The 22,246-nt window shown below is 66.3% G+C and carries 26 protein-coding genes and 1 pseudogene; 14 read left to right on the top strand and 13 right to left on the bottom strand.

The annotated features are described in order from the left end of the window. Window positions 1-87 precede the first annotated feature (87 nt). A complete protein-coding gene (locus BLS75_RS17465; protein WP_019093529.1) occupies window positions 88-873 on the bottom strand; it encodes a hypothetical protein in 786 nt (261 codons plus the stop codon). Window positions 874-1,294: 421 nt separating this feature from the next. Here BLS75_RS17465 and folE point away from each other — a divergent pair, with 421 nt between their 5' ends. The 3 genes from folE to BLS75_RS17450 are packed head-to-tail and all read left to right on the top strand — an operon-like array spanning window position 1,295 to window position 2,935. Next, window positions 1,295-1,855 carry a GTP cyclohydrolase I FolE gene (gene folE, locus BLS75_RS17460; protein ID WP_072451399.1) on the top strand — a complete coding sequence of 187 codons (561 nt, stop codon included), beginning with the start codon at window positions 1,295-1,297 and terminating at the stop codon, window positions 1,853-1,855. Next, the gene (locus BLS75_RS17455; RefSeq protein WP_072451398.1) at window positions 1,856-2,383 is read left to right on the top strand and encodes a chalcone isomerase family protein; all 528 of its coding nucleotides are present in this window, start codon (window positions 1,856-1,858) and stop codon (window positions 2,381-2,383) included. A gap of 24 nt (window positions 2,384-2,407) precedes the next feature. Then, window positions 2,408-2,935: a DUF3833 domain-containing protein gene (locus BLS75_RS17450; RefSeq protein WP_041117266.1), complete on the top strand. Its 528-nt coding sequence runs from the start codon at window positions 2,408-2,410 to the stop codon at window positions 2,933-2,935. Between the two features lie 18 nt (window positions 2,936-2,953). On the opposite strand, the gene BLS75_RS17445 is transcribed toward BLS75_RS17450, so the two are convergent. Next, window positions 2,954-3,409 (bottom strand): thiol-disulfide oxidoreductase DCC family protein, encoded by a 456-nt coding sequence (locus tag BLS75_RS17445; RefSeq protein ID WP_072451709.1) that lies wholly within the window; start codon window positions 3,407-3,409, stop codon window positions 2,954-2,956. Window positions 3,410-3,617: 208 nt separating this feature from the next. Between BLS75_RS17445 and BLS75_RS17440 the strand changes: the two genes are divergently transcribed. Further along, window positions 3,618-4,886, top strand: coding sequence for an Nramp family divalent metal transporter (locus BLS75_RS17440; protein ID WP_239690684.1), 1,269 nt, complete (start codon window positions 3,618-3,620; stop codon window positions 4,884-4,886). 284 nt (window positions 4,887-5,170) lie between these two features. On the opposite strand, the gene BLS75_RS17435 is transcribed toward BLS75_RS17440, so the two are convergent. Next, the gene (locus tag BLS75_RS17435; protein ID WP_041117268.1) at window positions 5,171-6,115 is read right to left on the bottom strand and encodes a LysR family transcriptional regulator; all 945 of its coding nucleotides are present in this window, start codon (window positions 6,113-6,115) and stop codon (window positions 5,171-5,173) included. Window positions 6,116-6,306: 191 nt separating this feature from the next. Here BLS75_RS17435 and BLS75_RS17430 point away from each other — a divergent pair, with 191 nt between their 5' ends. Together BLS75_RS17430 and BLS75_RS17425 are read left to right on the top strand one after the other, a co-directional pair. Next, on the top strand, window positions 6,307-6,732 hold the full coding sequence (locus tag BLS75_RS17430; protein WP_225368796.1) for a DMT family transporter: 426 nt from the start codon (window positions 6,307-6,309) through the stop codon (window positions 6,730-6,732). Between the two features lie 2 nt (window positions 6,733-6,734). Further along, window positions 6,735-7,187 (top strand): DMT family transporter, encoded by a 453-nt coding sequence (locus tag BLS75_RS17425; RefSeq protein WP_011060563.1) that lies wholly within the window; start codon window positions 6,735-6,737, stop codon window positions 7,185-7,187. A 7-nt stretch (window positions 7,188-7,194) separates the two neighbouring features. Here the strand turns inward: BLS75_RS17425 and BLS75_RS17420 are convergent, their stop codons facing one another. Genes BLS75_RS17420 through glcD form a run of 4 tightly spaced genes read right to left on the bottom strand, consistent with a single transcriptional unit; the run spans window position 7,195 to window position 11,410 of the window. Further along, window positions 7,195-7,602 carry a heme-binding protein gene (locus tag BLS75_RS17420; RefSeq protein ID WP_072451396.1) on the bottom strand — a complete coding sequence of 136 codons (408 nt, stop codon included), beginning with the start codon at window positions 7,600-7,602 and terminating at the stop codon, window positions 7,195-7,197. 23 nt (window positions 7,603-7,625) lie between these two features. Continuing rightward, on the bottom strand, window positions 7,626-8,843 hold the full coding sequence (gene glcF, locus BLS75_RS17415; RefSeq protein ID WP_072451395.1) for a glycolate oxidase subunit GlcF: 1,218 nt from the start codon (window positions 8,841-8,843) through the stop codon (window positions 7,626-7,628). 3 nt (window positions 8,844-8,846) lie between these two features. Beyond that, window positions 8,847-9,911: a glycolate oxidase subunit GlcE gene (gene glcE / locus BLS75_RS17410; RefSeq protein ID WP_072451394.1), complete on the bottom strand. Its 1,065-nt coding sequence runs from the start codon at window positions 9,909-9,911 to the stop codon at window positions 8,847-8,849. Further along, the gene (gene glcD, locus BLS75_RS17405) at window positions 9,911-11,410 is read right to left on the bottom strand and encodes a glycolate oxidase subunit GlcD (protein WP_041117278.1); all 1,500 of its coding nucleotides are present in this window, start codon (window positions 11,408-11,410) and stop codon (window positions 9,911-9,913) included. The genes glcE and glcD overlap by 1 nt, the downstream gene beginning before the upstream one ends. Before the next feature lie 231 nt (window positions 11,411-11,641). Between glcD and glcC the strand changes: the two genes are divergently transcribed. Then, window positions 11,642-12,409 (top strand): transcriptional regulator GlcC, encoded by a 768-nt coding sequence (gene glcC / locus BLS75_RS17400; protein WP_072451393.1) that lies wholly within the window; start codon window positions 11,642-11,644, stop codon window positions 12,407-12,409. 132 nt (window positions 12,410-12,541) lie between these two features. Beyond that, a complete protein-coding gene (locus BLS75_RS17395) occupies window positions 12,542-12,712 on the top strand; it encodes a metallothionein (protein WP_072451392.1) in 171 nt (56 codons plus the stop codon). A gap of 49 nt (window positions 12,713-12,761) precedes the next feature. Here BLS75_RS17395 and BLS75_RS17390 read toward each other — a convergent pair whose 3' ends face one another. Next, the gene (locus BLS75_RS17390; RefSeq protein WP_011060569.1) at window positions 12,762-12,989 is read right to left on the bottom strand and encodes a DUF6555 family protein; all 228 of its coding nucleotides are present in this window, start codon (window positions 12,987-12,989) and stop codon (window positions 12,762-12,764) included. Window positions 12,990-13,213: 224 nt separating this feature from the next. Between BLS75_RS17390 and BLS75_RS17385 the strand changes: the two genes are divergently transcribed. The 3 genes from BLS75_RS17385 (at window position 13,214) to BLS75_RS17375 (ending at window position 15,541) form a co-directional block, all read left to right on the top strand. Then, window positions 13,214-13,987 (top strand): AraC family transcriptional regulator, encoded by a 774-nt coding sequence (locus BLS75_RS17385; RefSeq protein ID WP_041117284.1) that lies wholly within the window; start codon window positions 13,214-13,216, stop codon window positions 13,985-13,987. Between the two features lie 382 nt (window positions 13,988-14,369). Continuing rightward, window positions 14,370-14,543, top strand: a complete 174-nt coding sequence (locus tag BLS75_RS17380; protein WP_011060571.1) for a DUF1427 family protein — start codon at window positions 14,370-14,372, stop codon at window positions 14,541-14,543. Window positions 14,544-14,584: 41 nt separating this feature from the next. Continuing rightward, window positions 14,585-15,541 carry a quinone oxidoreductase family protein gene (locus tag BLS75_RS17375; protein ID WP_072451391.1) on the top strand — a complete coding sequence of 319 codons (957 nt, stop codon included), beginning with the start codon at window positions 14,585-14,587 and terminating at the stop codon, window positions 15,539-15,541. Window positions 15,542-15,826: 285 nt separating this feature from the next. Here the strand turns inward: BLS75_RS17375 and BLS75_RS17370 are convergent, their stop codons facing one another. Both BLS75_RS17370 and BLS75_RS17365 read right to left on the bottom strand, forming a co-directional pair. Further along, window positions 15,827-16,855: a purine-nucleoside phosphorylase gene (locus BLS75_RS17370; RefSeq protein ID WP_041117289.1), complete on the bottom strand. Its 1,029-nt coding sequence runs from the start codon at window positions 16,853-16,855 to the stop codon at window positions 15,827-15,829. Window positions 16,856-16,942: 87 nt separating this feature from the next. Next, the gene (locus tag BLS75_RS17365; RefSeq protein WP_015635066.1) at window positions 16,943-17,899 is read right to left on the bottom strand and encodes a nucleoside-specific channel-forming protein Tsx; all 957 of its coding nucleotides are present in this window, start codon (window positions 17,897-17,899) and stop codon (window positions 16,943-16,945) included. Window positions 17,900-18,160: 261 nt separating this feature from the next. Between BLS75_RS17365 and BLS75_RS17360 the strand changes: the two genes are divergently transcribed. Genes BLS75_RS17360 through mnmH form a run of 3 tightly spaced genes read left to right on the top strand, consistent with a single transcriptional unit; the run spans window position 18,161 to window position 20,743 of the window. Beyond that, window positions 18,161-18,562, top strand: coding sequence for a nuclear transport factor 2 family protein (locus tag BLS75_RS17360; RefSeq protein ID WP_239690675.1), 402 nt, complete (start codon window positions 18,161-18,163; stop codon window positions 18,560-18,562). 43 nt (window positions 18,563-18,605) lie between these two features. After that, a complete protein-coding gene (gene selD, locus BLS75_RS17355) occupies window positions 18,606-19,640 on the top strand; it encodes a selenide, water dikinase SelD (protein WP_072451390.1) in 1,035 nt (344 codons plus the stop codon). Continuing rightward, window positions 19,640-20,743 carry a tRNA 2-selenouridine(34) synthase MnmH gene (mnmH, locus tag BLS75_RS17350; RefSeq protein WP_072451389.1) on the top strand — a complete coding sequence of 368 codons (1,104 nt, stop codon included), beginning with the start codon at window positions 19,640-19,642 and terminating at the stop codon, window positions 20,741-20,743. The genes selD and mnmH overlap by 1 nt, the downstream gene beginning before the upstream one ends. A gap of 52 nt (window positions 20,744-20,795) precedes the next feature. On the opposite strand, the pseudogene BLS75_RS17345 reads toward mnmH, so the two are convergent. The 3 genes and pseudogenes from BLS75_RS17345 to BLS75_RS17330 all read right to left on the bottom strand — a co-directional run bounded on the left by BLS75_RS17345 (window position 20,796) and on the right by BLS75_RS17330 (window position 22,189). After that, window positions 20,796-21,138: pseudogene (locus BLS75_RS17345) on the bottom strand (DUF3077 domain-containing protein). 461 nt (window positions 21,139-21,599) lie between these two features. Then, the gene (locus BLS75_RS17335; RefSeq protein ID WP_072451388.1) at window positions 21,600-21,941 is read right to left on the bottom strand and encodes a type II toxin-antitoxin system HicB family antitoxin; all 342 of its coding nucleotides are present in this window, start codon (window positions 21,939-21,941) and stop codon (window positions 21,600-21,602) included. Further along, window positions 21,938-22,189, bottom strand: coding sequence for a type II toxin-antitoxin system HicA family toxin (locus BLS75_RS17330; protein WP_019094202.1), 252 nt, complete (start codon window positions 22,187-22,189; stop codon window positions 21,938-21,940). Before BLS75_RS17330 ends, BLS75_RS17335 begins: the two co-directional genes overlap by 4 nt. Window positions 22,190-22,246 lie beyond the last annotated feature (57 nt).

Below are 22,246 nucleotides of genomic sequence, written 5' to 3'. Positions count from 1 at the left end.
ATTTTTCAGCGCGGCTCTGATGACGGCCAGCCAAGGCTCGTAGGAGCTGGCTGGCCAGCGAAAACTTCCGCCAGCCCGGTGCAAGACTCAAGGGCCCCTGCGCCGGCCAGCCGGCTCCTGCACAGTGGCTCGCAACAGCCGCTTGCTCAGCCCCAGGACCAGCATCGACGCTGCCAGCGCCACCGCGAAGGCGAGCATGCCCAGCGGGGGCAGGGCCAGTGCCAGGGCCAGGCAGAAGGCAGCAAAGGCGTACAGGCCGGTGGTCAGGGAGCGCAGCAGGACGGTGGTGAAGGCCACGCCACGACTCTGATGGGAGAACACCGCAAGGACGCTGCCAAGCACCGGGAACACCGCGAGCATGCCGCTCCAGCGTTCGCCGACGGTGCTGGCCAACAGGGTCACGGCCAGGGTCAGCAGGGCCCCGGCGAGCATCCGGTAGGGCAGTTTGTCGGAGCGCGGCCCAGGGCTGGCGGGCAGTTCGCCCACCGGCGGAAACAGCCGTGGGGCCAGGAGCAGGGCGCTGGCGGCGCAGAGGCTGGAAAAACCCAGGGATGGCGGCACCTGGGCGATGACCGTGGCCAGCAAGGCCCACACCAGGGTCGCAATGGCCAGGGCCCCGGGCCAGGAGAAGCGCTGCGCGGCATGGGTATAGGCGACGCTGAAGGCGATCATCGCGAACACCGCCGACAGGGCCGCCACCGCGGCATGGGTGGCGAACACCTGGCCCTGCTCCAGGGCCAGGAACAGCAGGATCGGCCCCACCACCACGGGAAACCCCGCCAGCCAGCCAGCGACATTCGGGCCCCAGCGCTTGCTCGCCAGGGAGATCAACCACAGAAATCCGGGAACGGTCAGCAATTTCAACAGCAGCATGGGCGCACTCGGCGGATGAACGGTGCGCCACGCTAGCATCCAACGAAGCGATTGGCGCGTATCTGCAGGCAGGGAAGTGGTCGGGAGTGAAGTGCAGGGTCGTTTTTTCTTGTACAGATAGAAAGTATTGAATCGATTAAAGGCTTATTTGTACAAGTATTTGGGCTTTAAAGGCATTTTTTGCCGATAAAAATTGTACAAAAATTAAATTGTCGTATAGGTTTTTAAGGTGTGGGATGTGCTGATAGCTGCTCAGTTTTTCAAGGGGCGGCGGTCGCTGCCCACGCTTTTTGGGCTCCGAGGTCAGGCCCGGGTGGAACCGGGGCTGGGTCAGTTAGGTGGTCGACCACCTCGGAGGCCTTTTTTCCTTGGCACGTGCAAGGAATTGCCCGCCCCGCCAGCCTTTCGGAAGCCATGCGCCATGCACGATCCTCTCTCCCAGCACTTTCACGGCATTTTGCAGGGGGTGGGTGAAGACCCGACCCGCGAGGGCTTGCGGGACACCCCGCAGCGAGCCTCAAAAGCCTTGCGTTATCTGTGCCATGGTTATGAAACCAGCCTCGAAGAACTGGTCAACGGTGCGTTGTTCAGCTCCACCAGCGACGAGATGGTGATGGTCCAGAACATCGAGTTGTATTCCCTGTGCGAGCACCATTTGCTGCCGTTCATTGGTCAGGCTCATGTGGCTTACATCCCCACCGGCAAAGTGCTGGGCCTGTCCAAGGTGGCGCGGATCGTCGACATGTATGCGCGACGCCTGCAGATCCAGGAAAACCTCACGCGGCAGATTGCCGAGGCGATCCAGGAAGTGACCCGGGCGGCCGGGGTGGCGGTGGTCATCGAAGCGCGGCACATGTGCATGATGATGCGCGGGGTCGAGAAGCAGAACTCGCTGATGAACACCTCGGTAATGCTGGGGGCCTTTCGCGAGTCGGCCAGCACCCGCCAGGAGTTTCTTCAGCTGTTGCGCAGGCAGCCTTGAATGAAACGCATGCGGCGAGTGGGCGGGGCCCGGTTGCTGTGGCTGCTGGTGCTGCTCAGCGCTACGGCCAGTGCCGGTTGGCAAGAGTCGTTGCCCAATGCGCGGCTGCTGGGCAGCGGCGAGTTCAGCTGGTTCGGCTTCAAGGTCTACACCGCGCGGCTCTGGGGCACGACGTTGCCATTGACGGCCGATAGCCCCTTCGCCCTGGAACTGACCTACCGGCGCACGATCAGCCGCGGCGATCTGGTGCAGACCAGCCTCGACGAGATCCAGCGCCTGTCCGGCAGCGCGGTGAGCCCGGCGCAACTCAAGGACTGGCAGGCGCAGATGCAGCGCGCCTTCGTCGATGTCGAACCGGGCCAGCGCATCACCGGGGTGTTCCTGCCCGGGCGCGGGGTGCAGTTCTTTGTCGACCAGCGCTTGCAGTACAGGGTCGAGGACGAAGCCTTCGCCCGAGCGTTTTTCGCCATCTGGCTCGACCCGCGCACGCGCAATCCGCAGTTGCGCGCACAACTGCTGGGCCAATAGCGGGCGCAGCACAGGAGATATTCCATGCTCAAGCAATACTTGCTAGTGCTGTGCCTCGGCCTGGTCGCATGCAGCGACACCGACGTCAAGCAGTACCGTGACCAGAAGCCCGAGCTGGAACTGCGGCAGTTCTTCAGTGGTCGTGTCGAGGCCTGGGGCCTGTTCCAGAAGCGCTCCGGCGAGGTGATCAAGCGCTTTCATGTGCAGATCGACAGCCGCAGCGAAGGCGAGAAATTCATCATGCACGAAGACTTCACCTACAGCGACGGCACCCGCCAGACCCGGGTCTGGACCCTGGTCCCCGCGGGGCCCGGCCTGTGGCGCGGGACCGCCGACGATGTGGTCGGCGAGGCCCGGGGTGAGGTCGCCGGCAATGCCCTGCGCTGGCGCTATGTGCTCAACCTGCCGGTGGATGGCAAGACCTACCAGGTGCACTTCGACGACTGGATGTACCTGTTGGACGAAAACACCCTGGCCAATCGTTCCTACATGACCAAGTTCGGCTTCGAGCTCGGGCAGGTGACGCTGTTCTTCCGGCGTCAGCCCGGCTGATCGGGCCGGGTCGGGGCCTCAGGACGGGTCGTCGAGAAAGCGCCCTTGGTGATCCGGGCTCGGCAGTAAACAGACGTCGAGACGGCCGAACAACCGATAGCGATTGCGGGCAATAAGGTCGTAGACCCAATCCCGCAGCGGCCGGGGAACCCCGCGCAACAGCCGCAGCCAGCGCCAGGGCGCCGGCAGTTGCGCCATCAGGCGGATAAACGCATCGGAGCGCTGGGACAGCCGGCCTTCCTCGATCAGCACCACGCTGTCGAACTGTTCGGTGGGCAGGCCGAACCAGGCCAGCAGCGCCTGGCCCTGGGGCGATTGCACCGAGGCCAGCTTGATCCGCCGCTGGGTGTCGTGGCGGATGACGAAGCGCACCGAGGCATTGCACAGCTTGCACACGCCATCGAACAGCAGCACCCGGTCGCCGGGTTGCAGGAAAGGGGGCAGAGGTTCGGGGGGCGTCGCAGTGCTGTTCACAGGGCTACCTTGGGCCAGAAAATACTCACTGCCGAAGGTTTCGGCGCAGGGCACAACCTGCACAGCATACTCGCCTTGGCGGGGTAAATTCAGGCTTGGGTGCCCGCATTGAAACGTCTAAGCTGGGCCCCTGCGCCAATCCGCCTGGGAAATATCCGTGAAATTCAGCTTGCCGAAAATCGCCACCGCGCCCTTTTGCCCGCCGGAGGTGGCGGGTTCCGTCGCCGTCGACCCCGGCGCTTCCCTGTGGCGTCGCCTGCTGCGCTTTGCCGGCCCCGGGCTGCTGATTTCCATCGGCTACATGGACCCCGGCAACTGGGCCACGGCCATCGAGGCCGGTTCGCGCTACGGCTACAACCTGCTGTTCGTGGTGCTGCTGGCGAGCCTGGCGGGGATGGCGGTGCAGTGCCTGTGTTCCCGCCTGGGGATCGCCACCGGGCGCGACCTGGCCCAGCTCTGCCGCGAGCGCTACAGCACCCGTTCGGCGCGCACCCAGTGGCTGCTGGCAGAGGTTTCGATCATCGCCACCGACCTGGCCGAAGTGCTGGGCTGCGCCCTGGCGTTCCACCTGCTGCTGGGGGTGTCCCTGAGCACCGGGATCGTCATCACCGCCTTCGACACCCTGCTGGTGCTGGCCCTGCAGAACCGCGGCTTCCGCCGGCTGGAGGCGATCATGCTGGCGCTGGTGGCGACCATTGGCGTGTGCTTCTTCATCGAGCTGCTGCTGATCAAGCCCTACTGGCCGGACGTGGCCCGGGGCTTTGTACCCTCGCTCTCGGCCATCGGCGACGCCGCGCCGCTGTACCTGGCCATCGGCATCCTCGGCGCCACGGTCATGCCCCACAACCTCTACCTGCACACCTCCGTCGTGCAAACCCGGCTGGTGAGCAACGACCGCGCCAGCCGCGCCGACGCCATCAAGCTGGCGCGGATCGACACCATCGGCTCGCTGGCCCTGGCGCTGCTGGTGAACGCGGCGATCCTGATCCTCGCCGCCGCGGCCTTCCACAACACCGGCCACAGCGATGTGGTGGAGATCCAGGACGCCTACCACCTGCTCGACCCGCTGGTGGGCGGGGCCCTGGCCAGCGTGCTGTTCGGCGTGGCGCTGCTGGCTTCGGGGCAGAGCTCGACCTTCACCGGGACCATTGCCGGGCAAGTGATCATGGAGGGTTACCTGAACCTGCGGATTCCCTGCTGGCAGCGGCGCCTGATCACCCGTGGGCTGGCCCTGATCCCGGCGTTCATCGGCGTCTGGCTGCTGGGTGACGGCGCCGTGGGCCAGTTGCTGGTGCTGAGCCAGGTGGTGCTCAGCCTGCAACTGCCGTTCGCCCTGTACCCGCTGATCCGCATGACCAACGACCGGCGCCTGATGGGCGAGTTCGTCAACCGCTGGCCGACCCGGATCCTCGCCTGGAGCCTGTTCGCCATAATCAGCGCGGCCAATGCCTGGCTGATCCTGCAAATGGCCCTGTAGGAGCCGGCTTGCCGGCGAACGGCCCCTGGATCCTGCGCAAGCCTTGCCGCCACCTTCGCTGGCAAGCCAGCTCCTACGGGTGGATGAATGGCGTGCTCTTGTAGGAGCCGGCTTGCCGGCGAAGGGGCCCCTGGATCCTGCACAAGCCTTGCCGCTGCCTTCGCTGGCAAGCCAGCTCCCATGGGGCGGGTGAATGGCGTGCTCTTGTAGGAGCCGGCTTGCCGGCGATGGGGCCTTTGGACTCTGCACAAGTCTTGCCGCTGCCTTAGCTGGCAAGCTAGCTCCTATGGGGCGGGGCGGCGGTCCCAGTAGGGCTCGGGGCCGAATTTCTCGACGAAGAAGTCGATCACCGTGCGCACTTTCACTGACAGCCGTCGGCTGCCGGGCCAGAGGGCGGCGATCTGTTGCGGTTCGAGGCTGGTGGCCACGTCGAAGTCTTCGAACAGCGCCACCAGCCGGCCCTGGTGCAGGGCTTCGCCAATCAGCCAGGAAGGGAACATCACCAGCCCCAGGCCCTGTTCGGCGGCCTGGGTCAGGGTGTCGGCGTGGTTGCCGGTCAGCGGGCCCTTGACGCTGTAGGGCGTCCAGTCTGCCCGGCCCTGGCGGAAGAACCAGCGCTGCTGGCCGGTCTCGCCCTTGTAGGCCAGGCACTGGTGCCGCTGCAGTTGCTCCGGATGGTGCGGGGTGCCGTGCCGGGCCAGGTACGCCGGGCTGGCCGCTACCCGGTAGCGCTGCGGGGCCAGCAGGCGCGCCTGCATCGAGGAGTCTTCCAGGGTGCCGATGCGAAACAGCAGGTCAGTGCCGTCCTGCAAGGGGTCGATGTAGCGGTCGGTCTGCTGGATATCCAGTTGCAGCTTCGGGTAGCGCCCGTGCAGTTCACCGAGCCAGGGCGACAGGTGGCGCTGGCCAAAGACCACCGGGGCGTTGATCCGCACCAGCCCGGCCGGTTCGTCCTGCTGTTCCTGCAACGCCTGTTCGGCTTCCTCCCACTGCGCCAGCACCCGCCGCGCGTGGTGCCCCAGCAGGCGCCCGGCCTCGGTGGGGCTGACGGCGCGGGTGTGGCGGTAGAGCAACTGCTGGCCCAGGGCCTGTTCCATCAGTTGGATCTGCCGTGAAATGGACGAGGGCGCCAGCCCCTCGCGGCGCGCCACGGCAGAAAAACTGCCCTGGTCGAGCACGGCGATAAACAGGCGCAGGGCCTTGAAACCGAGGTCGTTGAAGCCGTGCATGGGTCGATCCTGCCGTGCGTTTTGCGCAAAAGTGTTGTCGGCATGCTCCCATTTATCGCAAAGCTTGCGCAATCGATAATGCCGGCCATTCCTTGATGTCGAGCAGGTGTTGCATGTCCTCTGAAACCATAGAAGTACCGCTGCCCAACCCGGTGGCGAGCGCTGTACCCGCTGCCGGCTGGCAGCGTCTGATGCTGTTGCCGCTGGTGATCCTGGCGGGCATGGGCCTGTCGGTGGAGGCCGGTCTGCTGGGCCCGCTGGGGAGCCAGGTGGGCCATCTGTGGGCGACCCTGAGCATCTTCGGCGTGGGCACGGCGCTGCTGTTGCTGCTGCTGTTGTTCAGCGGCCCGCAGCCCGGCCCGGCCTTCAGCCAGTTGCCGCGCTGGCAGTTGCTGGGCGGGGTGCTGGGGCCGATCTACGTGGTGGTGCTGACGTTGGCCACGCCCCATATCGGCATTGCCATGACCATGATCGCGATCCTTTCCGGGCAGGTGGGCAAAAGCGTGCTGATCGACCATTTCGGCTGGTTCGGCAGCGCCCGCAAGCCGGTCAATGCCGAACGCTGGCTGGCCCTGGCGCTGATTGTGCTGGCCCTGATCCTGATTGCCCGAGGTTGAAGATGAATCTGTTTCTATTGCTGGTTGTGGTGGTGGCCGCCGGTGCGGTGCTGAGTGTGCAGGCGGCGATCAATGGCCGCCTGGGGGAAAGCGTCGGTGTGTTGCGCAGCAGCCTGCTGACCTTTGCCGTGGGCGCCCTGATCACCGGGCTGCTGATCGTGTTTTTCCAGCCGCCCCAGGCCATGAGCCTGCTGCAGGCGCCGAAATGGCAACTGACCGGCGCGTTGTTCGGCGTGGTCTACATGCTGGTGATGGTGGGGGCCGTGCCCCGGGTCGGCACTGCGGTGGCCACGGTGGCGGTGATTCTCGGGCAGTTGGGCATGGGCATGCTGATCGACAACTTCGGCTGGTTCGGCAACCCGGCCATCGAACTGTCGCCCAGCCGCCTGCTGGCGATGCTGTGCCTGGCCCTGGCGCTGCTGTTCATGTACCGCAGCAGCGTGCGCCGCGCCTGAACCCGCTTCAATCGCGCTCCAGGCACGCGGCGCCAGCCAGTGCCACCTGGGCGTCTTCACCGGCCTTGACCCCGGAAACCCCCACCGCGCCGACCACCTGGCCGCCGACGCGGATAGGCACGCCGCCTTCCAGGGAGGTGAGCAGCGGCGCCGAGAGAAAGGCGCTGCGCCCGCCATTGACCATGTCCTCGTAGGCCTTGGTTTCGCGCCGGCCGAGGGCCGCGGTGCGGGCCTTTTCGGTGGCGATATAGGCACTGATCGGCGCGCAGCCGTCGAGGCGCTCCAGGGCCAGGGGATGGCCGCCGTCGTCGACCACGGCGATGCTCACCGACCACCGGTGGCGCTGGGCCTCGGCGCGGGCGGCGGCGAGGATGCGGCGGGCTTCGTCTTGACCCAGTACGGCTTTGTGCTGCATGGCGAGCTCCAGGGGCGTGAGGTTCAGGGCAGGGCGGCTTCCAGCACTTCGATCCAGTGCCGTACCGGGGTCCGGCCGGCGCCGTCGAGGTGGCTCTGGCAGCCGATATTGGCGGTGGCAATGAGGTCCGGCTGGCCGCTTTCCAGGGCCTGCAGCTTGTCGTTCCGCAGTTGCCGCGCCAGCGCCGGCTGGGTCAGCGAATAGGTGCCCGCCGAACCGCAACACAGGTGGCTGTCGGGCACCGCGGTGAGGTGAAAACCCAGGCGTTGCAGCAGGCTTTCCACGGCGCCGCCGAGCTTCTGCGCGTGCTGCAGGGTGCAGGGGCAGTGGAAGGCCAGGCGCTGGTCGCTGTGGGCGCCGAGCTGTTCCAAAGGTTCGTCCCGCAGCACTTCCACCAGGTCCCGGGCCAGGGCACTGACGCGCTGGGCCTTGCTGCGGTAGGCCGGATCATGGGCCAGCAGGTGCTGGTAATCCTTGATGAAGGCGCCGCAGCCGCTGGCGGTCTGGACGATGGCTTCGGCCCCCAGTTGCAGGTGCGGCCACCAGGCGTCGATATTGCGCCGGGCGCGCTGCAGACCGGCTTGCTGGGCATCCAGGTGATAGTCCACCGCGCCGCAGCAGCCGGCCTCGCTGACCGGTTGCACGCTGATGCCCAGGCGATCCAGGACCCGCGCTGCGGCGGCGTTGGTATTGGGTGACAGCCCCGGCTGCACGCAGCCTTCGAGCAGCAGCACGCGCCGTGCATGGCGCAGGGGCGGACGCGGTTTGGCGCTGGGCACCTGGCGCGGCAGCTTGTCCTGCAGGGCCTGGGGCAGCAGCGGGCGCAGGCGGCTGCCGCCATGGATCAGGGCCTTGAACAGCTGCGGGTTGGCGCTCAGCGCCCGCAGGCCGCGGCGCAACAATTGTTGGCCGGCGGGCCGGGGCAGGGCGGCATCCACCGCGGCGCGGCCGATGTCCAGCAGGTTGTGGTAGTCGACCCCGGAAGGGCAGGTGCTTTCGCAGTTGCGGCACGACAGGCAGCGGTCCAGGTGCTGCTGGGTCTGGGCGGTGGCCGGGGCGCCTTCGAGCACCTGCTTGATCTGGTAGATGCGTCCGCGCGGGCCGTCCAGCTCATCACCGAGCAGTTGATAGGTGGGGCAGGTGGCGTTGCAGAAGCCGCAATGCACGCAACTGCGCAGGATGCGCTCGGCTTCGGCGGCCCGGGGCAGTTGCCGGGCCTCGGGGCTGAGGGTGGTCTGCATGGTCTAGAGCTCCGCGTAGAGTCGGCCGGGGTTGAAGATCCCTTGCGGGTCCAGCTGGGCCTTGAGGCGCTGGTGGTAGTGCAGCAGGGTCGGCGCCAGGGGCTGGAACGGGCTGTCCAGCAGGCCGTGGCTGTAGCAGCTGGCGTGGCCGCCAACGGCGCTGACAACGGCGCGGATGTCGGCGGCCGTGGCATCGGTCTTCAGCCAGCGCTGGGCGCCGCCCCAGTCCAGCAGTTGTTCGCCGGGCAGGGGCAGCAGCGGCGTGTTGTGCGGCACCGACAGGCGCCACAGCGGCGGGCCGGGGTTGAAGAAGTCCAGTTGCTGCTCGTTGAGCTGGCTCCAGTAGCCCGGGTCCAGGGGCTCGCCGCCGAGCCGGTCATGGGCCGCCGCCACCGAGCCTTCACCGCCCTCCAGGCGTAGGTGCAGGCGTTCGCCGTCATGGCAGGCGGCGCTGATGGGCAAGGGCTGCTGGCCCCATTCGGCAAGCTGGGCGAGGGCCCGCTGGCGGTCCATTTCCAGGCTCAGGCTCAGGCATTGCCGGGGCTTGGGCAGGACCTTCAGCGAGACCTCGGTGACCAGCCCCAGGCAGCCGTAGCTGCCGGCCATCAGCCGTGACAGGTCATAGCCGGCGACGTTCTTCATCACCTCGCCGCCAAACCGCAGGTGTTGGCCGCTGCCGCTGATGACCCGGGTGCCGAGGACGAAATCGCGCACCGCCCCGGCCCAGGGCCGGCGCGGCCCGGACAGGCCGCTGGCGAGCATGCCGCCCAGGGTCGCGCCCGCGCCGAAGGACGGCGGTTCGCAGGGCAGCATCTGCCCGGCGGCGTCCAGGGTGGCGTGCAGCTCGGCGAGCGGCGTACCGGCCCGGGCGCTGATCACCAGCTCCGTGGGGTCGTAGCTGACGATGCCGCGATGGCTGCGGGTATCGAGTATTTCCCCGGCACTCTCGCGGCCGAGAAAGGCTTTGCTGTTGGAACCCTGGATGCGCAGCGCGGTGTCGCTCGCCAAGGCATCGCGCACCTGTTCCAGCAAGGTCTCGGCGGCGTCGAAATCGCTGGCCACGTTCATCAGAATCGCTCCAGTTCGGGGAAGGGCAGTTGCCCGTGGTGGATGTGCATGGCGCCAAATTCGGCGCAGCGGTGCAGGGTCGGGATGTTCTTCCCCGGGTTGAGCAGGCCGCTGGGGTCGAAGGCCGCTTTGATGGCGTGGAACAGGGTCAGCTCGTGGTGGTTGAACTGGGCGCACATCTGGTTGATTTTCTCCCGGCCCACCCCGTGTTCGCCGGTGATGCTACCGCCCACTGCCACGCACAGTTCGAGGATCTTGCCCCCCAGGGCCTCGGCCCGCTCAAGCTCGCCGGGCTGGTTGGCGTCGAACAGGATCAAGGGGTGCATGTTGCCGTCGCCGGCATGAAACACGTTGGCCACCCGCAGCTGGTGTTCGTCGGCCAGGCGGGCGATGCCCCGCAGCACCCCCGGCAGCTCGCGGCGGGGAATGGTGCCGTCCATGCAGTAGTAGTCCGGGGACAAGCGCCCCACCGCCGGGAAGGCGTTCTTGCGCCCGGCCCAGAAACGCACGCGCTCGGCCTCGTCCCGGGCCAGGCGCACCTCGCTGGCGCCGGCCCGTTCCAGCACCTGGCGCACCCGCTCGCAATCGTCGTGGACATCGGCTTCCACGCCGTCCAGCTCGCACAGCAGGATGGCCTCGGCGTCCACCGGGTAGCCGGCATGGATGAAATCCTCGGCGGCGCGGATCGCCAGGTTGTCCATCATCTCCAGGCCGCCGGGGATGATGCCCGCGGCAATGATGTCGGCCACGGCGCGGCCGGCGGCTTCCACCGAGTCGAAGGCCGCCAGCAGCACCTTGGCGATCTGCGGCTTGGGCAGTAGCTTGACCGTGACTTCGGTGATCACCCCCAGCAGGCCTTCGGAGCCGGTGAACAGCGCCAGCAGGTCGAAGCCCGGCGCGTCCAGGGCCTCGCTGCCCAGGGTCAGGGGCTGGCCTTCGACGCTGAGCATCTGGACCTTGAGCAGGTTGTGCACGGTCAGGCCGTATTTCAGACAATGCACGCCGCCGGCGTTTTCCGCGACATTGCCGCCAATCGAACAGGCGATCTGCGAAGAGGGGTCGGGGGCGTAGTACAGGCCCCAAGGCGCGGCGGCCTGTGAGATCGCCAGGTTGCGCACCCCGGGCTGGAGCCGGGCGCAACGGGCGGCGGGGTCGATCTGGAGGATTTCCTTGAAGCGCGCCATCACCAGCAGCAGGCCCTTTTCCAGGGGCAGGGCGCCGCCGGACAGGCCCGTGCCGGCGCCCCGGGCCACCACCGGCACCCGATGGGCGTGGCAGATCTGCAGGATGCGCTGCACCTGGTCCAGGTGCCGGGGCAGGGCCACCAGCATCGGCGTGCTGCGGTAGGCGCTCAGGCCATCGCATTCGTAGGGTTTGAGCTGTTGCTCCTGGTCCAGCAGCTCCAGCTCCGGTAGCTGCTGGCGCAGGGCCTGGATCAGGGCCTGGCGGTCGACGTCGGGTAGGGCGCCATCGAGGCGTTCGTCGTAGAGAATCGTCATGGCGGCTAAGGACCTTGTGTGGTTTTTATCAGGTCGCGAATGCTGTACGGCTGCCTTGCATGATTGGCCCGGCGGGCTTTAGTGTCCATGTGCGTTGGCAGTGGTCGAACCACTTTGTTTTCCAGGGCAGGCCGGGGTTTTTCCGAAAGATCAGGTTTTTCAAAAGCTTGGCGGGCGCGCAGCAATAGCCGGACAAATGGCACAGGGCTGGTCATACCAGTGGGAGGAAGCATGCAGGACACGCAAGCGGGGCGTCGGCCCCAGGTGGCGGACCTGGTCTGCGCACGGATCGAGCGGCTGATCGTCGACGGGGTATTCAAGACCGGCCAGTTGCTGCCCTCGGAACGGCGCCTGACGGCCAAGCTCGGGGTTTCGCGCACGGCCCTGCGCGAGGGCCTGAAACTGCTGCGGGCGCGGGGCATCATCGACACTCGACAGGGCCGCGGCTCCCAGGTGGCGCAACTGTCGGCCCCGGCGGCGCAGTCGCCGCTGATGCATCTGTTCAGCTCCCAGCCCCGCACCCTCTACGACCTGCTGGAAGTGCGCAGCCTGCTTGAAGGCGAGTCGGCGCGGCTGGCGGCCCTGCGCGGCACCGAAGCGGATTTCGTGCTGATCGAGCGCGCCTACCAGGCCTTGCTGCAGGCCCATGAACAGGCCCTGGAGCCCGCCGCCCTGGCGCGCCTGGACCACGCCTTTCACCTGACGATCTGCGAGGCCTCGCACAACCCGGTGCTGGTGCAGACCCTGGGCTCGCTCACCGACCTGCTGCTGAACTCGGTGTTCGCCTCGGTCAACAACCTCTATCACCGCCCGGCGCCCAAGCGCCAGATCGACCGCCAGCATGCGCGGCTGTACAACGCAGTCACCGGGCGCCTGCCGGAACAGGCACGCAAGGCGGCGGTGGCGCATATCCAGGGCATTGCCCGCAACCTCAGGGACATCGAGGACGAAGAACAGCGGCTGGTGCGCGCTACCTTGCGTTTGCAGGGCTGGGAGTGAGGGGCCGACCATCAGTCGCGTGCGCCCTGGCCGGGCGGTGCCTTGGCCTAACCTGTGGGGACTCGGCCCGAGCGGGGCGCTCGGTGAAGTACCCGCCCAAAGGCCCGAGCCTTGAACCCTAGGAGCCATGCCATGTCCACGCAAACCTGTGCCTGCCCGGCCTGCATCTGCAAGCTGGGCGCCCATGCCATCGTCCGTCACGGCAAGCACTACTGCTGCCAGGCGTGCGCCGACCATCACGCCCACGGCGAGCCTTGCGCTTCCACCGAAGGCTGCAAATGCGCCAAGGGCGCCCACGGCTGAGGGGGGATCGGCGGGTGGGGCCGTGCGGCTCCACCCGCGTTGCTGCGTCCTAGACCGAAGGGCGCCAGGTGACGTTTTCGATACCGAACTTTTCGGCCATGGGCTTGCTGGTCTTCTTCACCCGTTCGCGGCCGAAACGTCCTATCCGACCCACTCCAGCGTCGCAACTGGCCCAGTGCCAGGCCTCGGCGTTGTCCATCTTTTCCTGGCGGATGATGAAGGACTTGGGGGCGCCGTGGAGGGTGTATTCGATGACGAAAAGTTTTGCGTTGTTCATAAAGCCTTTGTTCCTCCCTGTGATCTTTTAGTGATCCTGGCGCGGCGGAAAAATTCACTCTGATTGTCCGCCCGGGCTACCGACGGTCATGGGCCGCCAGCCGCTCTATCCGAATGGATTCCCGAGCGGCGCCCAGGCCTTCATCCGGATGGGCGCGGCAGCGGTTGGCGGCGCCCCGGGCGGCTGGTTACCATGGGCGCCCGCCGACCTGCCGCGACCTTGCCATGGCCCTAGCCGCACCCCCCGACCTCAGCGACCCCGCGATCCCGGTGCAACCCCTGGCCCGCACCTATCCGCGGGGCTTGTTCATCGAGCCCCATGAACACGATTGGGGCCAGTTGCTCTACGCCATGAGCGGGGTGATGTGGGTCGAGACGCCCCATGAAGCCCTGGTGGTGCCGCCCCAGCGCGCGGTGTGGTTGCCGCCGGGGGTGAGCCACGGGATTCGCGTGGTCAGCGACCTGCAGATGCGCAACATCTACCTGCGCCCGTCCCTGGCGGCGACCCTGGACCCCAGCGTCCAGGTGCTGCAGGTGGACAACCTGCTGCGCGAATTGATCGTGCGCCTGGTGGAACTCGACCCGCCGCAGCCGGAGTACTACGAGGCGCTGGTGGGGCTGGCCCTGCTGGAACTGCGCCGGGCTCGTCGCTCGCAATTGAAGATAGCCCTGCCGGACGCCTCCGACCGGCGCCTGGGCAGCCTGTGCCAGGCGGTGATGGCGGCGCCGTCCCTGGCCATCTCCTTTGAACAGCACGCCGATGCGGCGGGGGCCAGCGTGCGCACCCTGGCGCGGCTGTTCAAGGAGCAGTTGGGCGTGGGCTTTGCCGAATGGCGGCGCCAGGTGCAACTGGCCACCGCTGCCGCGGAGCTGATCCAGGGTGTACCGGTGAGCCGCATTGCCCGGGAGCTGGGTTATTCCCCCAGCAGCTTCAGCGACATGTTCCGCCGGGAACTGGGTGTCGCGCCTTCCCAGTACGCCAGCGCCAGCCAGGTGTAGCCGCTGCCACAGGCTCGGGCCGCGTTCGGACGAACGGCTCCGCAGGAGACGCGGCAATCTCAAAGCCGCCATAGGTTCGTCGGGATATCGCCAAGCAAGGCCCTTCGGTCCTTTTCGCAGCTTCGCAGGCTCAGCAGCGGCTACAGGGACTGCCTGGCGTCGTGTAGCCGCTGCCACAGGCTGCGAACGGCTCCGCAGGAGACGTGAAGATCCGGAGAGCGCCGGATGTGCATCAGGCGGACGCCAGCCAAGCGACCGCCAGGGTTTCGGCCTTGGCCGAAATCCTGAAGCACTTGGCCGATGCCGCGGGACCGTGCCACCTAGACTGTGCCGCACACGCCACTTCACCCCGGCATGAGCCGCACGGCCTCTGGAGCGCAGCATGAACTACCTGATTTCCCTGGCCGCCGGCCTGTTGGTCGGCCTGCTTTACGGCGCCTTGCAGGTGCGTTCTCCGGCGCCGCCGGCAATTGCCCTGGTTGGCCTCTTGGGCATGCTCGGCGGTGAGCAGTTGTGGCCCGTGGGGCGCCAGTTGCTCGGCAGCTGGCTGTCCTGAACACGCATTTTTCCTTTCTCCCCCGACTCATGGAACCGACGATGAAAGCACTGCAATTTTCCGCCACCGGCGACCTCGCGGCCCTGCACGTAGTGGACCTGCCCACCCCGGTACCGGGCGCTGGCCAGGTGCTGGTGCGCATCAAGGCCGCGGGCCTCAACCCCAGTGATGTGAAGAACGTCCTCGGGCGCTTTCCCTACACCACACTGCCGCGGGTGCCCGGGCGGGACTTTGCCGGGGTGGTGGAGCAGGGGCCGGCGCAACTGCTGGGCCAGGAAGTCTGGGGCACCGGCAAGGAGCTGGGCTTCTTCGCCGACGGCAGCCATGCCCAGTATGTGGTGCTGTCCGCCCAGGGCGTGGCCCGCAAGCCACGGCACCTGAGCTTTGCCCAGGCCGCAAGCCTCGGGGTGCCCTACACCACGGCCTGGGATGCCCTGGAGCGCAGTGGCGTAGCCCGTGGCACCCGGCTGCTGGTGATCGGCGGCGGCGCGGTGGCCTCGGCGGCCCTGGCCCTGGCCAAGGTGCGCGGGGCCCGGGTGCTGGCGGCGGCGCGCCGGGTGGAGCAGGTCCAGGCGCTTGAAGCCCAGGGCTACCCGACCTTGCACCTGCAACAGCCGGAAACCCTGGCGGCCCAGGTGGCCGAAGTCTATGCCGGCGGTGCCGAGGTGATCTTCGACACCACCGGCTTCTGGCTGCCGGCCTCGGTGCCGGCCCTGGCCACCTTTGGCCACATCGCCATCATCGCCGCCCCGGTGGACGGCCATGTGCAACTGCCGGCCCTGGCGCTGTACCGCAAGGGGGGCTCGGTGGTGGGGATCAACTCGCTGTTGTATGGCGTAGAGGCGTGCGCGGCGATGCTGGAGCAGTTCGGCCGCTATTTCGATGAAGGCCTGCTGCCGCTGCCGGAAGGCCTGGTGGAATCGCCGCTGGAGCGGGGGCTGGAGCGTTATGCCGAAGTGAACCAGGGGCGCGGCGAAAAAATCATCCTCATCCCCTGAGCGCAGCGGCCATCCCTGCGTAGGAGCCCGCTTGCTGGCGAAGGGGCCCTTGAGATCGACTTCGCCGGCAAGCCGGTTCCTACGGGGGGGTCGCGCTGTGTGTCCTGTTTAGGAGCCAGCTTGCTGGTGAAGAGGGCCTTGAGATCGCCTTCGCCGGCAAGCCGGCTCCTACGGGGGATGCGCGCGCCGTGTGTCCTGTGTAGGAGCCAGCTTGCTGGTGAAGAAGGCCCAGAGATCGACTTCGCCGGCAAGCGGAACGCCGCCTGGCCGCTCCCGGGAGAGAAATCAGGTCTCGGGCACGCCCTTTTCCCAGGCCGACCAGTTGCCGAGGATGTCCTGCACCAGCGGATTGCCGGCCCGGTAGAGGTTCTCCAGGGCCGGGACAAAGCCGCCCTGGTCGGCGTACTTGAGCAGGTTGTCCACTTCGCTGGCCCCCGGGGCCGGGCGGTCGAAGTCGGAACCGGCGCGCACCACCGCCAGGCGCTGGATGTCCAGCAGGCCCTCGCGGCTGGCCCGCAGCAAGGCTTCGTAGGTGGAGTTGTCTTCCTGCTGGGTGGTGCAATAGGTGCCTTTGTTGTCGGTCAGCAAGCGGGTCCAGACCTCCGCCCGTTCGCTCAGGCGGGTGCCGGAAAACCAGGTATTGCCCGCCAGGGTGTCGCAACGGGTCACCACCGGTGGCTGGTTGGCCGGGGCCTTGGGGTATTTCAGGCGCCAGGCCGCCGACTCCTTGCTCTCGCTCAGGGCCACGTTGCGGCTCAGGGCGAAGGCCTTGGCCTGGAGCTTGGGGTTCAGCTCGAAGACTTCGGTCTTGTAGTCCAGGGGCGGTTTTTCGTTGGGCCCCTTGGTGTTGATCCCCAGGTAGCCGGTGGGCCAGCCCTCGGGCGCATCCCGGGAGTCGATTTCCCACTGGGTGCCGAACTCCACCAGGTAATGGGCCCAGGCGGCGGTGCCGATGGTGCCGTGCTGGGGGCTGATGCCGGCGATCCCGGCAATCAGGAAATAGCTCTTGCGCAGGTCGAATTTGGGCGACAGCGCCAGGGCCAGGGTCGACGCCGCGGCATTGGTCTGGCCCATGCCCGTGGTCAACAGGCACACCTCGCGGTCGTTGCAGCGAATCACCGGATACTCCGCCGCCAGCCCCGGCACGCGGATCTCGCGCTTGAGCTCCAGGCGCTCGATCCAGTGCTGCGCTTCCGGCGCGAACATGCTGATCAGCACCACCTTGGGCTTGATCGGTGCCTCACTGGCCCAGGCGCCGCTAGCCACCAGTGCACTCAAGCCCATTGCCCACGAAACCTTTTGAATCCCACGCATACAACCTCCATGACTGCCGTTAACCGGCGCTTATCCTGCCTGATCCAGGTTGCAACTCAGCGCAACCGCTCTTGTCTTGCCGCTGCTTTAAAACTGATAGCCAACCCCGGCGTAATAGCCCCAGCCATTGGAGCGGGCGCGGAATTCGCCGTCGCCGAAATTCAGCACGCTGCCATCCTCCCAATTGCCGCCGTTGTGGAAGTAGCGGCCCACCAGGGTGAAGCGCAGGTGGGTGAAGGAATAGAGCAGCACGTTGGTGGCCACCGTGGCGTTGGCGGTGCGGGCCGGGTTGTCCTTGTGCAGGTCGGAGCCGAAATCGAAGTTGGTGAAGCCGATGTAGGTCAGCGAGGCACCGTTGCTGAAGCTGTCGATGGGCACGATGTATTTCAGCTGGGCGCGGTAGCCGTCCCAGGAATATTCATTGCTGGCGCCGTAGTTTTCCCACTGGTAGCGGCCATAGAAGTTGGCCGAGAGGTTGACCCGCGAATGGGTGTCGATGTCGGTGCCCAGGCCGCTGTACAGGGTGTTGGCGCGGTTGGCGGTGCGGCTGCCGTGGTCGTAGATCCAGTCGAAGGCCACGTACCACTCCTTGAACGGGCCGATGGCCAGGCTGCGGCCGGCCAGGTAGTCGATGGAGATTCGCGGCTCGTGCTCCATGAACAGCGGCGAGCCGTGGTCCCAGATGCCCTTGTCGTGGCTGTTGCCGATGTCGAGGATCTTCGGCAGGTCGATGTAGCCGTACAGCTCGAAGGGGCCCTTGCGCCCGAAGTATTCGTATTCCAGGTAGATGTCGTCTGCCGGGCGCGGGCCGAAGCTGATGTCCTTGCTGCCGATGAGCATCAGGTCCTGGTTGTACCAGTCGGAGAGGTAGGCGCCCTGTTTGGCCGGTTGCACATCGGCGCTCAGGCTTTCGCCCTGGGCCGAGTCGTCCGCCGGGGCGGCGGGGGGCTGGGCGAAGGCGCTGGGTAGACCCGTAACGCCGGCCAGCCACAACGAAACAGCCAGGGTACGGCAGGACGCATGGCGTCGCAGAGGGTTGAGCATGGAAAGTCCCTGTTCTTGCAGTGTGAAGTCCCTTGTGCTCGACACTTCGAAAGAAGGCGGCGAACACCCACAAAATTACAACTCGCAAACGTTTGCATATGGCGTACCAACTTGAAACGGCGGCTTGCGACAAAGGCGTGAATGGCCGCGGGATTGGCGCTTGGGGCGGGGTGCGTGCCGATGGCGGGGAGGGCCGGACGCTGCAGGCCTGGGCAATGCCCGCCCCCAGGCCCGGCGCTGGTGCAGGCGCGCAATGCTAGAGTGCGCCACTTACCCGCCACCACCTCGGGAGTGATCATGGAGCTGTCCGACCACCTGCTGATGCTTGAACGCCAGTTGCAACAGGCCGAAGTGCGTGCCGATCGCCAGGCGCTGGAGGCCTTGCTGGCCGATGACTTTCTTGAATTCGGCGTCAGCGGCGGGCGCTGGGACAAGGCCCAGGTGCTGGCCAGCCTGCCGCAGCAGGTGTTCATCGAACGGCGCATCAGCGAGTTCGCCGTGCAGTGCCTGGGGGCCGACCTGGCCCAGGTCACCTACCTGTGCCATAACGCCGCAGCGCCCGGGCGGGCGGCCAGCAGTGCCTGGCGCAGCTCGCTGTGGCGCTGCCAGGAGGGGCGCTGGCAGATGCTGTTCCATCAGGGCACGCCGCGGCCAAGTGCCTGAGGGCTCTGCTAGAATCCCCGTCCCAGACTTGACGAGGTGCCCCATGAGCGAGCCGATTCGCCTGACCCAGTACAGCCACGGAGCCGGCTGCGGCTGCAAGATTTCCCCCCAGGTACTGGAGGTGATCCTGGCCGGCAGCGGGGCGCAGAACCTCGACCCCAAGCTCTGGGTCGGCAATGCCTCGCGCGATGACGCGGCGGTGTACGCCATCGATGAAGAGCGCGGCGTGGTCTCCACCACCGACTTCTTCATGCCCATCGTCGACGACCCCTTCGACTTCGGCCGCATCGCCGCCACCAACGCCATCAGCGACATCTACGCCATGGGCGGCGACCCGCTGATGGCGATTGCCATTCTCGGCTGGCCGGTGAACGTGCTGGCCCCGGAAATCGCCCGGGAGGTGATCCGCGGCGGCCGTGCCGTGTGCGACGCCGCGGGCATTCCTCTTGCGGGCGGGCACTCCATCGATGCGCCGGAGCCGATCTTCGGCCTGGCGGTCACCGGGCTGGTGGAAAAACGCTTCATGAAGCGCAACGACACCGCCACGGCCGGTTGCCTGCTGTACCTGACCAAGCCCCTGGGGATCGGCGTGCTTACCACCGCCGAGAAAAAGGGCAAGCTGCGCAGCGCCGACATCGGCCTGGCCCGGGACTGGATGTGCACCCTGAACAAGCCCGGCAGCCGTTTCGGCAAGCTCGAAGGGGTGACCGCGATGACCGACGTCACCGGTTTCGGACTGCTCGGGCACCTGGTGGAAATGGCCGACGGCAGTGGCCTCACCGCACAAATCCATTACGACCGCGTACCGCGCTTGCCAGGGGTCGAGTACTACCTGGATCAGGGCTGCGTGCCCGGTGGCACCTTGCGCAACTACAGCAGCTACGCCGACAAGGTCGGGCGAGTGCAGGAACTGCACAAGCGCGTGCTCTGCGACCCGCAGACTAGTGGCGGGCTGCTGGTGGCGGTAACCCCGCAAGGCAATGCCGAATTCCTGGCCCTGGCGGCGGAACTGGGCCTGGAACTGGCGCCGATTGGCGAGCTGGTAGAGCGACAGAGCCACGCGGTCGAGGTGTTCTGATGTCTCTGGACTGCACCGACTACCGCGAGATCTTCCTCAACGACCGGCCGATGATGGACACCCGCGCGCCGATCGAATTCACCAAGGGCGCCTTTCCCGGGGTGCTCAACCTGCCCCTGATGACCGACCAGGAGCGCCAACGGGTCGGCACCTGCTACAAGCAGCAGGGCCAGCAGGCGGCGATTGTCCTGGGGCATCAACTGGTGTCCGGCGCGATCAAGGAGCAGCGCGTCCAGGCCTGGGCCGATTTCGCCCGAGCCCATCCCGACGGCCTGCTGTACTGCTTCCGTGGCGGCCTGCGCTCGCAGATCGTCCAGCAGTGGCTCAAGGACGAAGCAGGCATCGCTTACCCGCGGGTCGGTGGCGGTTACAAGGCCATGCGTACCTTCCTCCTGGACACCACCGAGCAGGCCCTGCAGCAGTGCGATTTCGTCCTCCTGGGGGGCATGACCGGCACCGGCAAGACCCAAGTGCTGGGCCAGTTGGACAACGCCCTGGACCTGGAAGGCCACGCCAACCACCGCGGCTCCAGCTTCGGCCGGCGCGCCACCGGCCAGCCGAGCAACATCGACTTCGAAAACCGTCTGGCGGTGGACCTGCTGAAAAAGCGTGAGCGCGGCGTGCAGAGCTTTGTCCTGGAAGACGAGAACCGCATGATCGGCAGTTGCGCCTTGCCGCTGCCGCTGTACCAGAGCATGCAGGGCTTGCCCATGGTCTGGCTGGAGGACAGCCTGGCCAACCGGGTGCAAAGGATCCTCGACGACTACGTGGTCAACCTCTGCGCCGAGTTTGTGGCGGTGCATGGCGAACAGGGCTTCGCGCTGTTCGCCGAGCGCCTGCTGGAAAGCCTGAACAAGATCCACAAACGCCTGGGGGGCGAGCGGCACCAGCGCCTGTTCCTGCTGATGGAAGCCGCGCTGGCGGAACAGGCCCGCAGCGGCGACGTGGAACGGCACCGGGCCTGGATCGAAGGCTTGCTGGGCGAATACTACGACCCGATGTACGCCTTCCAGCGCGAGAGCAAGGGCGCGCGGATCGAGTTCAGCGGCGAGCACGGCGCCGTGCTCGATTACCTGCGCCAGCGCCAGCCGCCATCGCGCTAGCGCTCAATAATCCGCGCGCTCGCAGCACCTGAGCGCGCGGTGTGCGCGGGCGTCAGCCGGCAGGGCGTGGACGGTCGAGCAAGGCCTCGACCACGGCCCGGGCCATTTCCACGGAATGCACCATGGACCAGATCAGGCCGCGTTCGATGCCGCTGGCGCGCTCGGTGATTTCATCGGACACCTCCTCGGCGCACTTGAGCAGCAGGGCGACGTGCCTCAAGGCCTCTTCGGCGTTGACCCCGGCTTGCACACTGAACAGGGTATTGCCCAGGGCATCGGCGGAGGCCGAACGGGCGTGCCTGGGTAGGTTTCAGCGCGCTGAGCAGGTTGGCGTTGGCGCGATCCAGTTCGGGGTCGCGCAGTGGGCGGGGTGGATCGGGGACGAGCTTTTTCATTGGGGTACCTACGACTCTAAGGTTAAGTAGAGCCGCCGGTCTCGCTTCCACACGAGAGGGTGGCAGCCGTGCGTGGGTGTGGAAGACCGGGGAGTCTTTTGGTACCCAAAACCCGGCGCACCCGAAGGTGCCCCACGCATGGCCGCCATAACACGTATCCGCAGGCGCAAAGCGTCGGCAGGCGCGTTGAAGCGTTGTACCTATGACCCTTCCGGACTTCCACATCCGAGTCGCTGATTGTGCAGCGACCGGGGGAGACTGCCTGACGAACACCAAGGACACAAGCCGCTCAAAGGCGTTGGCGATTCTCTCGGACCAGCCTTACAAAACAAAGCGAAAACTCTGGTTTCGGAAGCGGCATTCCCTGACCAATGTGTTTCAAGACGATGCGGCGGGGGCGTGTGGAAATTTCCATTGGAGGCCAGCATTCAACGAGCGCCTTGGCCTCCACGAAACACCAATCAGCCGTGATGTTGCAGGTATTCGTTCAGGGCCTGACGGGTCAGATCGTTCAACGATACATTCTGCCGGGTGGCGGCCACGGCAGCCGCTAGATGAAGGTCGTGGCCTACCCGAACGTTGAACGAGCCTTTGCAAGGGATTTCTGGTGCTGTGCCCGATTGCTCACAGGTATCCAGATAGTCGTCTACTGCCTCTTTGAAGGCCGCTTCGAGTTCAGCCACGGTCTGCCCTTCATAGCTAACCAAGGCCCTTATGAACTGAAGTTTGCCAAAGAGGCAATTGTCCTCGGTACTGACCTCGATAGAGCCGTAATAGCCCTTGTGCTGCAGTAGGTTGTTCACGGTATGAGACCTCCCGATTTTAGTTGCTCGATCACTTGGCGGCGTATGTAGGCCTTCAGCTCATTACCGGGGTGCGGTTTGTGCAGGTTGATCATTGCGCCTGGATCGCCATTGTCGAATTTTACCCGGCTGCCCGAGCCCTCCAGCGGTGTGTAGCCCAGGCGCTTTAGGAGAGTGACCAGTTCCTGCCAGGAAAAGGTCCCCCGGTCGTTGAGTAACTTGGCGAGAAGCTTATCGTTCTTGGACACGGCATCCTCTTTTTTTTGCGACTAAATTTAGTTGCATGCTTCAAGGGTGTCAATGTG

The organism is Pseudomonas sp. NFPP12 (genome assembly GCF_900103205.1).
Classification (GTDB): Bacteria; Pseudomonadota; Gammaproteobacteria; order Pseudomonadales; family Pseudomonadaceae; genus Aquipseudomonas; species Aquipseudomonas protegens.
This window is presented reverse-complemented; position numbering and strand designations above follow the sequence as displayed.

Bases quoted from the DNA above. Each gene is read 5' to 3' on its own strand.
- BLS75_RS17465 (WP_019093529.1), bottom strand. From the start codon at position 873: ATGCTGCTGTTGAAATTGCTGACCGTTCCCGGATTTCTGTGGTTGATC.
- folE (WP_072451399.1), top strand. From the start codon at position 1,295: ATGCACGATCCTCTCTCCCAGCACTTTCACGGCATTTTGCAGGGGGTG.
- BLS75_RS17455 (WP_072451398.1), top strand. From the start codon at position 1,856: ATGAAACGCATGCGGCGAGTGGGCGGGGCCCGGTTGCTGTGGCTGCTG.
- BLS75_RS17450 (WP_041117266.1), top strand. From the start codon at position 2,408: ATGCTCAAGCAATACTTGCTAGTGCTGTGCCTCGGCCTGGTCGCATGC.
- BLS75_RS17435 (WP_041117268.1), bottom strand. From the start codon at position 6,115: ATGCACGGCTTCAACGACCTCGGTTTCAAGGCCCTGCGCCTGTTTATC.
- BLS75_RS17430 (WP_225368796.1), top strand. From the start codon at position 6,307: ATGCTGTTGCCGCTGGTGATCCTGGCGGGCATGGGCCTGTCGGTGGAG.
- BLS75_RS17425 (WP_011060563.1), top strand. From the start codon at position 6,735: ATGAATCTGTTTCTATTGCTGGTTGTGGTGGTGGCCGCCGGTGCGGTG.
- BLS75_RS17420 (WP_072451396.1), bottom strand. From the start codon at position 7,602: ATGCAGCACAAAGCCGTACTGGGTCAAGACGAAGCCCGCCGCATCCTC.
- glcF (WP_072451395.1), bottom strand. From the start codon at position 8,843: ATGCAGACCACCCTCAGCCCCGAGGCCCGGCAACTGCCCCGGGCCGCC.
- glcE (WP_072451394.1), bottom strand. From the start codon at position 9,911: ATGAACGTGGCCAGCGATTTCGACGCCGCCGAGACCTTGCTGGAACAG.
- glcD (WP_041117278.1), bottom strand. From the start codon at position 11,410: ATGACGATTCTCTACGACGAACGCCTCGATGGCGCCCTACCCGACGTC.
- glcC (WP_072451393.1), top strand. From the start codon at position 11,642: ATGCAGGACACGCAAGCGGGGCGTCGGCCCCAGGTGGCGGACCTGGTC.
- BLS75_RS17395 (WP_072451392.1), top strand. From the start codon at position 12,542: ATGTCCACGCAAACCTGTGCCTGCCCGGCCTGCATCTGCAAGCTGGGC.
- BLS75_RS17390 (WP_011060569.1), bottom strand. From the start codon at position 12,989: ATGAACAACGCAAAACTTTTCGTCATCGAATACACCCTCCACGGCGCC.
- BLS75_RS17385 (WP_041117284.1), top strand. From the start codon at position 13,214: ATGGCCCTAGCCGCACCCCCCGACCTCAGCGACCCCGCGATCCCGGTG.
- BLS75_RS17380 (WP_011060571.1), top strand. From the start codon at position 14,370: ATGAACTACCTGATTTCCCTGGCCGCCGGCCTGTTGGTCGGCCTGCTT.
- BLS75_RS17375 (WP_072451391.1), top strand. From the start codon at position 14,585: ATGAAAGCACTGCAATTTTCCGCCACCGGCGACCTCGCGGCCCTGCAC.
- BLS75_RS17370 (WP_041117289.1), bottom strand. From the start codon at position 16,855: ATGCGTGGGATTCAAAAGGTTTCGTGGGCAATGGGCTTGAGTGCACTG.
- BLS75_RS17365 (WP_015635066.1), bottom strand. From the start codon at position 17,899: ATGCTCAACCCTCTGCGACGCCATGCGTCCTGCCGTACCCTGGCTGTT.
- selD (WP_072451390.1), top strand. From the start codon at position 18,606: ATGAGCGAGCCGATTCGCCTGACCCAGTACAGCCACGGAGCCGGCTGC.
- mnmH (WP_072451389.1), top strand. From the start codon at position 19,640: ATGTCTCTGGACTGCACCGACTACCGCGAGATCTTCCTCAACGACCGG.